Origin of the sequence: Paenibacillus sp. AN1007 (assembly GCF_040702995.1) — a bacterium.
Classification (GTDB): Bacteria; Bacillota; Bacilli; order Paenibacillales; family Paenibacillaceae; genus Paenibacillus.
Genome location: NZ_CP159992.1, coordinates 1,275,396 through 1,290,305, shown reverse-complemented (window position 1 = coordinate 1,290,305; position 14,910 = coordinate 1,275,396). Strand labels below are relative to the sequence as shown.

The following is a 14,910-nucleotide window of genomic DNA, read 5'->3' as shown; positions in this document are numbered from 1 at the left end:
CGTTTTACTGTTATAGTGCACTCTGTCTATTATAGTTTATAATATCAGTATAACAGTGAATAACAGGAGATGAGAATAATATGAGTACACCTTGGTCTAAAATGGCACAAAACACCCCGTCCTCTGTCGTTCGCGACATGTTACAGGCCGCGCAGGCACCTGGAATGATTTCACTTGCAGGTGGTCTTCCGGCACAATCATCGTTCCCGCTCGAAGCCATTCGGGCAGCTTACGAAAAAGTATTCATGGGTGGTTCAGCCGCTCTTCAATATGCAGAAACGGAAGGCTATCGCCCGCTGCGCGTTAAAATTGCCGAGCGTTTGGAATCGAAAGGACTTCCTGCTTCACCGGATCATATGCTCTTAACTACAGGCTCACAGCAATCTATCGACTTGGTCTGCCGTATTCTGGTGGACCCGGGCGATTGTGTGCTAGTTGAATCACCTACTTATCTGGCCGCTCTCCAAGTCATTCAATCTTACCAAGGCATCTCTCACGGCGTAGCTTGTGATGATCATGGCATGCTGCCTGAATCGCTGGAAGAGCAGCTCAAGCTCCACCGTCCCAAACTGGTTTACATTAACCCTACATTCTCCAATCCGACGGGAAAAGTATGGTCACGGGAAAGAAGGCAGCAGGCTGTAGACTTATGCCGTAAGTACGGTGTACTTATTCTGGAGGATGATCCTTATGGTGAAATCCGTTTTAACCCGGAACAATTGGATGCCCCTGCCCTTGCAGCACTTGATGCGGCGTCTTATGAAGGACCATCTAATGTAATTTACACCAGTACTTTTTCCAAAACGGTAGCTCCAGGCCTTCGTACAGGCTGGATTTTGGCTGCTCCCGACATTATCAAAATTGCTGCCCGTGCCAAACAAGGCGCAGACCTGCATTCCAGCAGCATTGATCAGCGGGCACTGCACGCTCTGCTTGAAACTTTTGAACTGGATGCCCATATTCGGCACATCTCCCAAGACTATGAGCAGCGCATGAAAAAGTTGACTTCGCTAATGGCTGCCAAGTCCTGGGATGGCATCACATGGAATTCTCCGCAAGGTGGTATGTTCCTGTGGCTGCAGCTGCCTGAAGGCATGCTCGCGAGCAATTTGTTCACATATGGCATTCAGGAGAAAGTATGTATTGTACCTGGAGATTCCTTCTACGCAGGCACGCCGGAGCTTAACCGCATGCGTATTAATTTTACTCATACCGACCCTGAACTTCTCCCTGAAGCCGTAGAGCGCATGGATCGTGCCATTCAGCGCTGGCATGCTTCAAATCATTCAGACCCTGTCGTTACGCTGTAAAATAATCGCAGCTGTACCCCTTAAACGTAATTGATTAACATAACAGTTAACCGCTTATGCTGCACAACAGGATAAGCGGTTTTCTTTTTTGTTTTTATACAAGAAGGCGGCAGGTTCGGAATATTCCAAACCTGCCGCCTTCTTGTATATCATCCATCCTGCCATACAAATACACAGGATTCCATAGAAAATGTAATTGGGATGTTCATGGATTGAACTTCAAACATCCAATGTCTGATGCTGTATCGTTGTTGCAGTTAGGAAAGCTTACCGTAAGCCGGGTTCTGTGCTCTTCGTGGTTCAAACGGGAACTACCCTCCCACCAGAAGCGACAATCATCTATCTAGGCCGTACATTGCTGCACAGCTCAAGCGACCAACCTAGACACACCTCGGGCTAAGGCTGTCTCCTCCAGTGAGGCGACTGTGTCCCATTAGGTCTTGCTCCAGATGGGGTTTACCAGGAACGAAGTCACCAGCGTTCCTCGGGGTCTCTTACACCTCGGTTCCATCCTTGCCTGTGCCGGGAAACCCGGCCATCGGCGGTCCATTTCTGTGGCACTATCCTTCAACTCGCGCTGACTGGACGTTATCCAGCATCCTGCCCTGTGGAGCCCGGACTTTCCTCTCGTGGCAACAAAGGCCACCAGCGATTGTCTGTCAAGCTTTCCGAACAACATTACATAGTATACAGGGATTTGCAGTCCCATACAAGCTAAATATTAATGGAAATCCGACTGCATCCTGTCTTTTACAAAAAACGGAACACTTCAGTGTCTACGTCGGATGCAGTCACCTGAGTCTCATATCGCTGTTCCGCAAGCTGGGCACGCAGCCACTCTGCTGTTTTTGGTTTCATGATTTTCTCTGTGTTATGGCCCGGATCGATAATACACATACCTGCCATTAAGGCATCATGCGCTGTGTGATAATCAATATCACCAGTTACAATGACATCCGCTCCCTTGAAACGTGCAGTGAGCACATATCGGCTGCCTGAACCGCCCAGCACGGCTGCTTTTTTGATCTTTTTATTCAGATCACCGACTACTCGCACATGAGGCACATTAAATTGGGCCTTCACGACCTCCACCAGCTCCCCAAGGGTTTTGGTCTCCCGAAGAGGGCCGAGCCGTCCCAGGCCAAATGTGCGCCCTTTTATGTCCATTGCGTAAAGATCATATGCCACTTCTTCATAGGGATGCGCCTTTAGCATGGACTGGATGACCCTGCTCCGTAAACTTTGAGGTACGACCGTTTCAATACGCACCTCTTCCACACGTTCCATTTGACCCTGTGATCCAATAAAAGGCTGTGTACCCTCGCCTGGTACAAATGTGCCTGTTCCTTCTATGTTGAAGCTGCATTTGTTATACTGACCGATACTTCCTGCTCCAGCATCCAGAATCGCCTGCTGGACCTGCTCATGGTGAGTTCTTGGCACAAATACCGCCAGCTTGTACAGTTGATCTGTGTACACTTCTTCCAGTGATTCCCTGCTCTCAATACCGAGTGCCTCAGCCATCCAGTCATTGATGCCGCCCTCGGCTGCGTCGAGATTGGTATGGCTGATGTAAACCGCAATATCATGTTTGATCAGCTTCTCATACAATTTGCCCACAGGCGTATCGGTGCTGAGTGATTTAACAGGACGGAAAATAATAGCATGATGGGCAATGATCAGATTGGCTCCGATTCGAATTGCTTCATCCACAACCTCATCCGTGACATCGAGTGCCACAAGAACATGAGTAATCTCCTTTTGCAGACTTCCCAGCTGCAGACCAATGCGATCGTCTGGTACAGCGATATGTTTTGGAGCAAGACGCTCCATCAGTTGAATTACTGTTTGACCTTTGGCAAACATGCCAAAACCTCCTTCAAACTTGTAATGAGCCGCTCCACCTCGGCCGCCTTGTCTTTGGAAGAATCCTGATCGGATCTGGAGATGGCCTGCACCACACCCTGCAGCTTCACAATCTCGCTCTTCCACTTGGCAAAAAACACTTCCGTTGGACGGTCCGTCAAATACGGTCCCATGCGCAGCAGTAAATCTTGAGTTAATTCTACGTCACCCTGCAGAGGGCGAGCACGGTATACCTCTTCGTTCGCAATCGGACTGCTGGCCTGCGGCATCGCGGTAATAATCTCATAAATTTTTCCGTCTTCTTCCAGAAGCTGTTCAGCCACAACAACCCATTGATGTTCCAGCAGCCAGCGTCTCAGGATATCTTCACCTACATTAGGCTGCAGAATCAACAGCTGCACCCCTTTAAGTTTGGATATTCCCCGGTCGAGAATGGAAGCGATCAGCGCACCGCCCATACCTGCGATCGTAATGACATCCACTTCATCCGGGGAGATGACATCCAGACCGTCCCCACGACGTACCGTAATTTCCGTTTTCAGCCCGGCATCACTGACTTGTTTGCAAGCTGCATCATATGGACCCGGGTTCACTTCTCCCGCTATGGCACTCACGGCTTTTCCGCTTCGGATGGCAGCGACAGGCAGTAACGCATGATCCGATCCGATATCCGCCATCCGGCTCCCTTCAGGAATTTGATCATGTATTCGTTGTAATCGATTCGAAAGTTTCATGGAACACCTACACCATTCATTTAATTTATTGATTTGCATTGAGCGAGGAAAAGCGATAAAATAAAATCCAATCAAACATTTCAAGGATGAATTTCCAAAAGAAAGAAATCTATACATTCAAATTAAAACTAAAGGAGACCCCGCTGCCGCCAAAGCGTCTCGCGGAAAGTCTCCCACAGTTTGATTATTCGAGGAAATCTTTGAGTCGTTTGCTTCGACTCGGGTGACGCAATTTACGAAGAGCTTTGGCTTCGATCTGACGAATACGTTCACGCGTAACGCCGAATACTTTACCTACTTCTTCAAGTGTTCTTGTACGTCCGTCATCCAGACCAAAACGCAAACGAAGTACATTCTCTTCGCGTTCAGTCAAGGTGTCCAGAACATCTTCGAGTTGTTCCTTTAAGAGTTCATAGGCAGCAGCATCTGCTGGAGCCAGCGCTTCCTGATCCTCGATGAAATCACCCAGATGGGAATCATCTTCTTCGCCAATTGGTGTTTCCAAGGAGACCGGTTCCTGTGCAATCTTTGTAATCTCACGTACCTTTTCTACGCTCAGATCCATCTCTGCAGCAATTTCTTCAGGAGTTGGTTCGCGTCCAAGTTCCTGCAGCAGCTGACGGGATACCCGGATCAGCTTATTAATGGTTTCTACCATGTGTACAGGAATACGAATGGTACGTGCCTGGTCGGCAATCGCACGTGTAATTGCCTGACGAATCCACCATGTTGCATACGTACTGAACTTGTAACCTTTTTTATGGTCAAACTTTTCTACCGCTTTAATCAGACCCATATTACCTTCCTGAATCAGATCAAGGAACAGCATTCCGCGTCCAACATAACGCTTCGCAATACTGACCACGAGACGAAGGTTGGCCTCGGCCAGACGGCGCTTCGCTTCCTCATCCCCGTTCTCAATCCGTTTGGCGAGCTGCACTTCGTCATCGGCTGATAACAAAGGTACACGTCCAATCTCCTTGAGGTACATTCGCACAGGGTCATTGATTTTGATACCAGGAGGCAAGCTTAGATCATCATCGAAGTGGAACTCGTCGTCTCCCTCTCGACCATTGTTCTCGGAATCCTCGCTAGGACGAAGGGTTACCTCTTCATCATTTTCATTAACAACATCGATCCCGAGGTCGCTAAGCTGTTCGTAAAACTCATCCATCTGCTCTGCATCCTGCTCAAACGGTGAGAGTTTCTCAATAATTTCCTTGTAGTTCAATGAAGCCCTTTTCTTACCTGATTCAATCAATTGATCTTTAACCTGATCCAGTGTTAATTCTGTTTCTAGTTCAGTATGCTGATCATTCGCCATAACTCGACTCCCTCCTCCCTAGAAACATCCAATAAGCCAGACGTTCACTGTCTCTCTAGGGCAATCATCTCAAGTGCAATTTGTGCCGCGCGTACAGAATCACCTGCCCGCTCTGCAGCAATCATTTCTTCCTTTTTTAAATCATACTCTTTTTTGCGCGGATACTTTAAAACTTCTCTGATGCAATCGTCAAGTACCTGGACACTCCATTCACCTGGACCATCCATCATTGAGATCGAACTGACTGTCTTTTCAAGACGGTCATCATGCAGGGAAGACATAAAACGGCTTGTATCCGGCGGTTTGCCCTGCGCATAATAGGCATATAGATAAGCAGCAATAGCTGCATGATCATCCAAGTTAAAAGCTTCGCCAAGATGTTCATTCACATACTGGGCTGCTTCATCATCCTGTAACATCCAGGCGATCAGCTTGCGCTCAGCAGCATGGTAAGCCGGCAGCAGATTAGGTGTAGGCACCTGCCTATTTTGTTGCCTACCATTATTCCACCTTTTCGTGTTATTATCCCCATAATCCTGGTTATTTTTCATCGCTTCCCGTTCCTCATTACATTCCTGCTTCAATGTTTCAAAGGATACGTCGACTTCCGCCGCAAGTTCACGAAGATATACTTCGCGTTCCGTTGGTGAAGACAGTGGAGCAATTAATTTCACGGCTTCTTTGGAATAAGCGATTTGTCCGCCGCCTTCTAGCAGTATATGGTTTTTTTTGAGGTTTATAAGCTTAAATTTTGTAGTTGTCACGGCACCGTCTACAATTTGGTTGCGGAATCGTTCGCCACCGTGCTTTCGGATAAAATCATCCGGGTCAAGTCCCTCTGGAATGAGTGCTACCTTAACCTGCAATCCGGCTTCCTCCAAAATGGGAAAGTTTTTCATTGCTGCAGCTTGTCCGGCCCGGTCGCCATCATAACATAGGATGACCTCATCACACATGCCCTTGATCATCAATGCCTGATTCTCCGTTAATGCCGTTCCCATGGCTGCAACACCATTCTGAACATCCTGATCCCATGCAGAGATCACATCACCGTATCCTTCAAACAAAATAACTTGTCTCTGTTTGCGTATTGCATTTTTAGCCTGGTGCAGATTGTAAAGAACACGGCCTTTATTGAACAACCGGGTTTCCGGCGAATTCAAATACTTTGGCTGCCCGTCTCCCAATATACGTCCGGCAAATGCTATCGGCTTGCCGCTTCGGCCATGGATTGGAAACATGATTCGGTCTCTGAACTTATCCACATATCCGTGACCTTCGCTTCGTTCTGATAGAAGCCCTCCCCGTTCCATCTCTTCAAGGGGATAGCTGCGCTTCTCCAAAAATTGTACGAGCGTGTCCCAACGATTTGGTGCATAACCAATCTGGAACTGATCAATTAATTTGTCCCCAATACCGCGTGAACGTAAATATTCCATGGCAACCCTGCCATGCTCTGTATTTTTCAACAAAAAATGATACAGCTTCGCGGTAAGCTCATAAGCCTCCAGAAGACGTGCCGTCTCCGGATTAACATGAGCTGTTTCACGCCCCTGCCAGTCACCCATGGAGATATGACTTTCTTCTGCCATCGTTTTGACAGCCTCGGGAAAGGATAATCCTTCGATTTCCATCCTAAATTTGATGGCGTTTCCGCCCGTGCCGCAACCGTAGCAGTAGAAAATCTGTTTCTCAGGTGTAACAGTGAACGAAGGCGTCTTCTCGGAATGAAAAGGGCAGAGGCCTTTCATATACTTCCCCTGCTTGGTCAGATGCACAAATCGGCTCACCGTATCGACGATATCATGCTGCTGCAATACCGATTCAATAATACTTTCGGGTATACCGCCTTGTCCGCTACTCATCTCGGCCACCTTCATCTCTTCTAACACGTAAATATAATTCGATAAACTTACACATTCTCCTGCAAATCTTTCAAAAGTTTTGTCAGTTTATGTTGAAAAATTTCTCGATCCTGCTCTGTAAAGGGTTTTGGGCCTTTCCCATAATGCCCTCTACGCCGAGCTTTGGCCGCAGTGTGGCGGGAATCGAGCATAAAATCAATATCCCGATCGTTGAATTCTCTACCTCTGAACGATAAAACATAACAACGTTTGCCAAGCGCAAGCGCAGCAAGTCCGTAATCCTGTGTAATGACGACATCATACGGCTTGATATGATTCGCAATGTACAGGTCTGCACTCTGATCACTGCGATCCACCTGCACGGTTCGTATGCCTTCTCCTCCCTGCAGCAAATGATCAAAAGACGATACCAGCAGTACAGGAATTTGAAAGAGGCGCGCCGTATTGGCAATCTCCGTCTTCACCGGGCAAGCATCTCCATCAACAACGATATGACGTACATTCAATTCACTCAAACCCAAACCACCCGGTTTCATAAAATATCTGCATATTGTAATATACGACCTCAGTCACTGAAAATCCTTCTGTCCCCATTGGAGAAAACAAAGGCTAAAATACGGAGCGGCTGTTTTCTACAAACAAAACAACCCGTTCCGTATATTTATACCCTCATATAACGTTCTTTAATACTGCATTTGTGTTCTGCCGAACTTATGAAACGAATCACAGATTACAGCAGCACTATCCAACCAATTTGGAGAAATCAGCGAATCCTTTCAGATCCTGATCAATGGATGCAAGCAGCGCAAGTCGATTCGCCCGAACCGCTTCATCTTCAGCCATAACCATAACAGAATCAAAGAAAACAGTAATGGCACCCTTCCATCCGGATGCGATGGCCAAAGCTTCTTCAGCGTTATGCTTAGACAGTGCATCACGATAGGTTCCACGGGTTTGATTCCAGGCATCAAACAGCTGACGCTCTCCGTCTTCTGTAAACAGTTCAGGATGTACGGCAGCATTAGAGGCTTTGGCTGCTAGGTTTCCTACACGGTTGAAGGATTCCACTGTTGTTTTGAATTCATCCCCTGCCAGCACAGCTCTCATCAATGCCTCACCTTTTGGAACGATTGCACTGATATCATCAAATCCGGAAGCAATCACCGCATCAACAACATCATATCGGACCGTTTCAGAGAGTAATTTTTTCACACGAAGTGCGAAGAAGTCCTGCAGGTCTTTACGAATCTCTGTATCAGCACGTTTCAACAGATTCATCTGTGCGTGAACTTCAAGCGCTGCGCCGAATACATCGGACAAGGTCAGCGGAAGCTGATGATCCAGCAAAATTTGTACAATACCCGCAGCTTGACGACGAAGTGCATAAGGGTCTTGAGATCCTGTAGGGATAATATTGATGGAGAAGCAGCCAACGATTGTATCGATTTTGTCTGCCGCGCTGACGATCGCTCCAACCAGTGATGCGGGTGACTGGTCTCCAGCAAAACGAGGCTGGTAATGTTCAAACACAGCTTTGGCAACCTGTTCTTTTTCTCCTGCTTTTCGAGCGTAATCTTCCCCCATCACTCCTTGAAGTTCAGGGAATTCTCCAACCATCAATGTAACAAGGTCAAACTTGCAGATATCTGCAGACCGGCTGACGGATTCAGCCACATCGCCAGATACCTGCAGCTTCGCCGCCAGACTGTCAGCGATTTTCCGAATGCGGCGAACTTTATCTCCAACCGTACCAAGCTCTTCTTGGAATACAATGCTTTCGAGCTTGGACAGGGCATCCTTGATCTCCAGTTTCTGATCTTCCTCGTAGAAGAATTTTGCATCTGACAGGCGGGCGCGGAGTACTTTTTCATTCCCTTTGGCGATGATATCAAGGGAATCACTGCCACCGTTACGGACGGTAACAAAGTAAGGCAGCAGCTGACCTTCCTGATTCAACACAGGGAAGTAGCGTTGATGCTCACGCATGGATGTGATCAGAACCTCTTGAGGAATATTGAGGAAAGCAGAATCAAAGGTGCCGAACAGTACCGTCGGTGTTTCCACCAAGAACAATACCTCTTCCAGCAGATCTTCCTTGATCGCGATATTCCAGTTCTTCTCAGCAGCCAGCGCCTGAATCTGGGATACAATCATCTGTTCGCGTTCCGAAATATCCGCAATGACATGCTGCGCACGAAGTGCCTCCACATAGGCTGCAGGCTCGGACACAACCGTTTCATTACCCAAGAAACGATGGCCGCGCGTTACATTGCCTGCTTTGACACCCGTTACTTCAAGGTCGATCACTTCCGTGCCATACAGTGCAGTAATCCAGCGAATTGGACGAACGAACTTGAAATCATATGATGCCCAGCGCATAAATTTCGGGAAAGTCATAGCATGCAGAACGGAAAGCAGACCTTCACCTATAACAGATGCTGTATCGACACCTTTACTGCTTTTCACGGCATAGATGTATTCAACACCGTTCAGCTCTTTAAATGTAAACTGATCGGGCTCCACGCCTTGACTGCGTGCAAATCCAAGAGCTGCTTTGCTCCAGCTTCCGCTGTCATCCAGCGCAATTTTGCGGGAAGGTCCCTTTACATCTTCCTCTACATCTTCCTGCTTTTCCGCTACGTTCTGAATAAGAATGGCTAGACGGCGGGGTGTGGCATAAGCCTGTACTTCACCATACGCAATACGGGATGCATCAAGCCATTTCACGATGCGTTCCTGAAGCTGTGCAATTGCAGCCCGGATAAAACGTGCAGGCACTTCTTCCAGACCAATCTCAAATAATAGATCTTTAGACATTCTCGGCCCCCCCTTTCTTGATCAGCGGGAAGCCCAGCTTCTCGCGCTCTTCTACATATGTTGCTGCGACTTGACGTGCAAGGTTGCGAACCCGGGTAATGTAACCGGTACGTTCTGTCACACTGATTGCCCCGCGTGCATCCAGCAAGTTGAACGTATGAGAGCATTTCAGCACATAGTCATAAGCCGGGAATACCAGATGCTGTGCCATCGCTTTGTTTGCTTCTTCTTCGTACATATTAAAAAGGGTAAACAGCATCTTAACGTCAGAGACTTCAAACGTATATTTGGAATGTTCAAATTCAGGCTGACGGAATACATCGCCATAGGCAATACCTTCAACCCATTCCAGATCGAATACATTCTCTTTATCCTGTATGTAGGAAGCAAGGCGCTCCATACCATACGTAATCTCCACGGCTACCGGATTGGTTTCGATTCCACCGACCTGCTGGAAATACGTGAACTGCGTAATCTCCATCCCGTCCAGCCAAACTTCCCAGCCAAGGCCTGCGCAGCCAAGGGAAGGGTTTTCCCAGTTGTCTTCAACAAACCGGATATCATGTTTAAGAGGATCAATACCCAAACGATTCAAACTTTCCAGATAGATTTCCTGGATGTTGTCTGGAGAAGGCTTGATAATTACCTGGAACTGATGATGTTGATACAACCGGTTAGGGTTCTCGCCATAACGGCCATCGGACGGACGGCGGGAAGGCTCAACATAAGCCACTTTCCAAGGCTCTGGTCCAAGTGAACGCAAAAAGGTCATTGGGTTCATTGTACCTGCCCCCTTTTCCGTGTCATATGGCTGAACGATAATACAGTTATGCTCGGCCCAGAATTGCTCGAGCGTTAAGATCATCTGCTGAAAATTCATAAACATGCTCCTTTTCGGTTGGTTTGATAGCAAGCATAGGAGAAGTACAGCAAATCATAAATAGCCCTCGCCCTACGCCTGATGTACAGACGTAGGGACGAGAGCTGTTCCCGCGGTTCCACCCTACTTGGCCTAATTCAAACATGTTCATGTCTGATCCGGCCCACTTTTCCGTGTCCATTCATGCTCCCGAGTGCCCTGTTCACAAACCGATTCAATCAGGCTCCCACCGTCCCTGACTCGCTTAACTATGAAATATAAACCGCTATAACAACAGCTTATATATCCATCCTATTTTGAATCCAGTTTCCTACTTTCTCGTTCAATGCATGTCTCCAAAAAGAGAATTTATATTTCATAATATATAAAATCAAGTATGAAGTCAATAACTATTTTCAAAACAGATTACAGTTCAAATCCCGTACTTCTCCATCTGGTCTAGGAAAGAACGGGATTTAAGATGAAGACCTAGTTGATGGTCCATAAAAGCTCGCATTATTTTTTTTATTTCATTGCGAGTTGCATCGCTAACCGATATATTTCCCAAGCGCTGCAGGTCCAGCTGCACAAACAGACGCAGCAGCTTTAGCGTCTTTGGACTAACTGACATTGCAGGCGGGTCAAAATGCTTACAAGCCCTGCACAGCACCCCGCCAAGTCTGGGACTAATCAATAACTGCTCGTCCGGCCGTTCGTGATTACAGGAGATACATTCATCCAGCTGCGGGCCGTAACCAGCAGCCTGTAATATTTTCATCTCATAAAGACTGATGATTACCGCAGGATCTTTATCTTCTTTTAAAGCTTGTAAACAGGCTTTTAACTGCTTGAACCAAAACGCACCCGTCTCTTCATCCTGAAGCACTCGATCGAGCAGTTCACATGCATAGGATGCATACGCTGCTTTCACCAAATCCTCACGAAGCTCATGATTGGATTCAATAATCTCACCAGCGTTCAAAGTTCCGAGACCCGTATTGCGAAAATAAACATATTGACCATAAGTAAATGGCTGCACCAGTGCAGCATGACGGCTTTTGGGCTTTTTGGCACCGCGGACGAGTACACCTGCTTTTCCGCCGCTTTCGGTGCAAAGCGTTACAATTTTATTCCCTTCACCGTAGTCCATACTGCGGATGACAATGCCTTCCACCCGATATAACATGCCTCGTCACCTGACCATTCCTGAATCGGCCCATTATACTTCAGCTTCTTCATCTTCACTCACTTCCCCTGCAGTGTCTGACTCCTGTCCTGACGAGTTACACGTCTCGGTATATAACAAATAGGATTCGACATCCCCTGTCATTGCAAATACCTTCCATGAAAAATCCCGCATCGGAAATTCATCCTCTCTCTTCGGAAATGACGTTTGGTTCTACCCGATAGGATGGAGTCCTGCAAGGAAAACTATGTGTTGCAATTAATGGATATGAAATAAACTTTTTAAGAAAATCACAGCGATCACATGGTTATGCCAAGTTTACTCGCGTCCAAAACCTAGGTCACGCAGAACACGGTCCTGATTTCTCCAGTCCTTTTTCACCTTCACCCATAGATCCATGAAAATTCTGGAACCAAGCAGGTTTTGGATGTCCTGACGAGCTCGTTTGCCGACTTCTTTCAGCAGCGCTCCCTGCTTACCGATAATAATCCCTTTTTGTGAATCACGCTCTACAAAGATAACAGCGGAGATATACACTACACCGTTATCCTGCACTTTCATGTCTTCAATTGTCACGGCGATGGAGTGAGGCACTTCCTCACGTGTCATCTGCAGAATTTTCTCACGGATCAGCTCTGCACATACAAACTGCTCGGGATGATCCGTCACTTGGTCTTCCGGATAATACTGCGGTCCTTCCGGTAAATACTTGCCAATTTGCTCCAGCAGTGTGCTTACATTACTGCCAAGCATCGCCGACACGGGTATGATTTCAGCAAAATCATGCAGTTTGCGATATTCCTCAATCAGCGGCAGCAGTGCTTCCGGCGCAATTTTGTCAATTTTATTCATAACCAGAATGACCGGTGTGCGTACACTTTTTAACTGCTCGGCGATGTAGCGGTCCCCGCCTCCCATACCTTCCGATGCATCAATGAGGAACAAGGCTGCCTCAACCTCTCCAAGCGTGTTCAATGCCGTTTCATTCATGTAGTCCCCAAGCTTGGATTGACGTTTATGAATACCAGGCGTATCCAGAAAAACAATCTGTTCCTCATTTGATGTGTACACCCCATGAATTTTGTTCCGTGTCGTTTGCGGCTTGTCCGACATAATTGCTATTTTTTGTCCAATAACCTGATTCATTAAAGTAGACTTACCCACGTTAGGACGTCCAATAATCGCGACAAATCCGGATTTAAATGCTTGTTTTTTCATATGTTCCTCCATCAGGCGCCTAGGCCTGAAATTTATTTTTTGGTAGAATTCAAATCTGAAGGCCCGAAAGCCCATGGCAGCAGTTCAGCAACGGTTGTTTCCAACAAGTCACCCTTTAAATTACCCAATATAACCTTCATGTCGGGCTCACACAGCTCAAACATCACCTGGCGGCATACACCACAAGGTGCGATCGGTCCTTCGGTATCTCCTACAATCGCCATCGCTTTGAAACTGCGCGGCTTATGCCCTCCAGCAATGGCACTGAACATCGCCGTACGCTCGGCACAGTTTCCCGGTGTGTAGGCTGCATTTTCAATGTTGCATCCATGATGCACCTGACCTTCGCTATCCAATAATGCTGCGCCTACCCCGAAATGGGAATATGGCGTATACGCCTTCGTACGTGCCTTTATTGCTTCCTGCATTAACAAGCCATTATCCATTTATCTTCTCTCCCTTAGGGTGGGTATAAAGGTGTGCTCTTTGAGTTAAGTTGATTCGAACCTTCGGGGATTACACTGGGGCACTCCGATGACAGAATAACCTTCCGATCGCTGTTATCCCCGGATTTTTTCAATCACTTTTTCCAAAGTGAAAATCCAGTGATAGCTTATGCTTTCGATGCAGCTTTCCCTTGGAAAGCTTTCAGGCGAACGCTTCGCTTCTCCTGGTTATTTCTGTCCTCTCCGTTATCGTGTAATCTCAGGAAAATCAACTTAAAAACAGAGACACACTTTATTTGGTGGTGTGCAATTAAAACAATAAAATCTTAGAACCTTTAATTACACTGGGCACTCCGATGACAGAATAACCTTTCGATTACTGTTATCCCAGTAAAATCCTCAACCAGTTAAGCACTGGTTTGAGGAAAACAATGCATCCGATGATGACGGCGAACACCGCAGCCAGCAAAACTGCTCCAGCCGCGGTGTCTTTTGCCGCTTTTGCGAGCGGATGTATGTTGGGCTGTGCTAAGTCCACAGCGGCTTCCACAGCTGTGTTCATCAATTCGGTGACAAGAACCATAAAAACAGCTGTCAGCACAAACATCCAGTCCGTTTTCGAGATGTGGAAAAAAAATCCGGCTGCACACATCAATATGGCAGCTCCTGTGTGAACTCTAACATTGCGCTGCGTCCGCAAGCCGTATGCAATACCTTCGAGAGCATTGAAGAATACCAGACCCCAGGAGCGCCTTTTCATTATCGTGTCAACCCGGCCCGGGCAAGAACAGCTTCCTGTTTGCCCATCATTTCTGCCTCACTTGCCTCATCCTGGTGGTCATAGCCAAGCAAATGTAGGAAGCCGTGAACAAACAGAAATCCAAGCTCACGTTCGAATGAATGTCCATACTCCTCACTTTGCAGGATGGTTCGCGGAACTGAAATAATGATGTCTCCAAGAACATCAGGCATCTCTTCCATTTCCTCATCTTCGTCCAGTTCATAGATGATGTCCAATTCTTCATCTACGGTTTCGTTCATCGCAAAGGAAAGCACGTCCGTCGGACGATCGATCCCCCGATAATCACGGTTAAGTTCATGAATCTGCTCATCATTTACAAACGTAAGTGCTACCTCTCCTTCAGTGACTCCCTCAGCCTCACCAGCAAGGGCCAGCAACTGCTCCAGCATTGCGATCATCGGTTCGGTAATTTCTTTATCCTGTTGTTCATTATTCCATGCGAGGTTAAGACTCATTCTTCCATAACTCCTGTCTGCTCATAAT

At 47.1% G+C, this 14,910-nt stretch carries 14 protein-coding genes and 1 other RNA gene; 1 reads left to right on the top strand and 14 read right to left on the bottom strand.

Annotation, left to right across the window (positions count from 1 at the left end; translation table 11 throughout):
- The first annotated feature begins 80 nt into the window (after positions 1-80).
- Positions 81-1,310, top strand: a complete 1,230-nt coding sequence (locus ABXS70_RS05940; protein ID WP_366294703.1) for a PLP-dependent aminotransferase family protein — start codon at positions 81-83, stop codon at positions 1,308-1,310.
- Positions 1,311-1,568: 258 nt separating this feature from the next.
- On the opposite strand, the gene rnpB is transcribed toward ABXS70_RS05940, so the two are convergent.
- The 14 genes from rnpB to ybeY all read right to left on the bottom strand — a co-directional run bounded on the left by rnpB (position 1,569) and on the right by ybeY (position 14,882).
- Positions 1,569-1,978, bottom strand: an RNA gene (gene rnpB / locus ABXS70_RS05935) — RNase P RNA component class A.
- A gap of 82 nt (positions 1,979-2,060) precedes the next feature.
- Complete coding sequence (locus tag ABXS70_RS05930) at positions 2,061-3,176, bottom strand: Nif3-like dinuclear metal center hexameric protein (RefSeq protein ID WP_366294700.1); 1,116 nt, start codon at positions 3,174-3,176, stop codon at positions 2,061-2,063.
- Complete coding sequence (locus tag ABXS70_RS05925; RefSeq protein ID WP_366294697.1) at positions 3,152-3,910, bottom strand: class I SAM-dependent methyltransferase; 759 nt, start codon at positions 3,908-3,910, stop codon at positions 3,152-3,154. The genes ABXS70_RS05930 and ABXS70_RS05925 overlap by 25 nt, the downstream gene beginning before the upstream one ends.
- A 184-nt stretch (positions 3,911-4,094) precedes the next feature.
- Positions 4,095-5,234 carry an RNA polymerase sigma factor RpoD gene (gene rpoD, locus ABXS70_RS05920; protein WP_154888049.1) on the bottom strand — a complete coding sequence of 380 codons (1,140 nt, stop codon included), beginning with the start codon at positions 5,232-5,234 and terminating at the stop codon, positions 4,095-4,097.
- Positions 5,235-5,278: 44 nt separating this feature from the next.
- Positions 5,279-7,099: a DNA primase gene (gene dnaG, locus ABXS70_RS05915; RefSeq protein ID WP_342552093.1), complete on the bottom strand. Its 1,821-nt coding sequence runs from the start codon at positions 7,097-7,099 to the stop codon at positions 5,279-5,281.
- 47 nt (positions 7,100-7,146) lie between these two features.
- On the bottom strand, positions 7,147-7,635 hold the full coding sequence (locus ABXS70_RS05910) for a DUF188 domain-containing protein (RefSeq protein WP_342552094.1): 489 nt from the start codon (positions 7,633-7,635) through the stop codon (positions 7,147-7,149).
- A gap of 205 nt (positions 7,636-7,840) precedes the next feature.
- Positions 7,841-9,916 (bottom strand): glycine--tRNA ligase subunit beta, encoded by a 2,076-nt coding sequence (gene glyS / locus ABXS70_RS05905; protein WP_366294692.1) that lies wholly within the window; start codon positions 9,914-9,916, stop codon positions 7,841-7,843.
- Complete coding sequence (gene glyQ, locus ABXS70_RS05900) at positions 9,909-10,796, bottom strand: glycine--tRNA ligase subunit alpha (protein ID WP_366294689.1); 888 nt, start codon at positions 10,794-10,796, stop codon at positions 9,909-9,911. The genes glyS and glyQ overlap by 8 nt, the downstream gene beginning before the upstream one ends.
- A 412-nt stretch (positions 10,797-11,208) precedes the next feature.
- Entirely contained in the window at positions 11,209-11,961 is a 753-nt protein-coding gene (gene recO / locus ABXS70_RS05895; RefSeq protein ID WP_366294687.1) for a DNA repair protein RecO, read from the bottom strand.
- Positions 11,962-11,994: 33 nt separating this feature from the next.
- Entirely contained in the window at positions 11,995-12,135 is a 141-nt protein-coding gene (locus ABXS70_RS05890; protein ID WP_342552098.1) for a YqzL family protein, read from the bottom strand.
- A 144-nt stretch (positions 12,136-12,279) separates the two neighbouring features.
- Positions 12,280-13,179 carry a GTPase Era gene (gene era / locus ABXS70_RS05885; RefSeq protein WP_342552099.1) on the bottom strand — a complete coding sequence of 300 codons (900 nt, stop codon included), beginning with the start codon at positions 13,177-13,179 and terminating at the stop codon, positions 12,280-12,282.
- A 32-nt stretch (positions 13,180-13,211) separates the two neighbouring features.
- Positions 13,212-13,625 carry a cytidine deaminase gene (locus ABXS70_RS05880; protein ID WP_342552100.1) on the bottom strand — a complete coding sequence of 138 codons (414 nt, stop codon included), beginning with the start codon at positions 13,623-13,625 and terminating at the stop codon, positions 13,212-13,214.
- Between the two features lie 382 nt (positions 13,626-14,007).
- Positions 14,008-14,385 carry a diacylglycerol kinase family protein gene (locus ABXS70_RS05875; protein WP_366294684.1) on the bottom strand — a complete coding sequence of 126 codons (378 nt, stop codon included), beginning with the start codon at positions 14,383-14,385 and terminating at the stop codon, positions 14,008-14,010.
- Positions 14,385-14,882, bottom strand: coding sequence for an rRNA maturation RNase YbeY (gene ybeY, locus ABXS70_RS05870; protein WP_366294682.1), 498 nt, complete (start codon positions 14,880-14,882; stop codon positions 14,385-14,387). Before ybeY ends, ABXS70_RS05875 begins: the two co-directional genes overlap by 1 nt.
- Positions 14,883-14,910 lie beyond the last annotated feature (28 nt).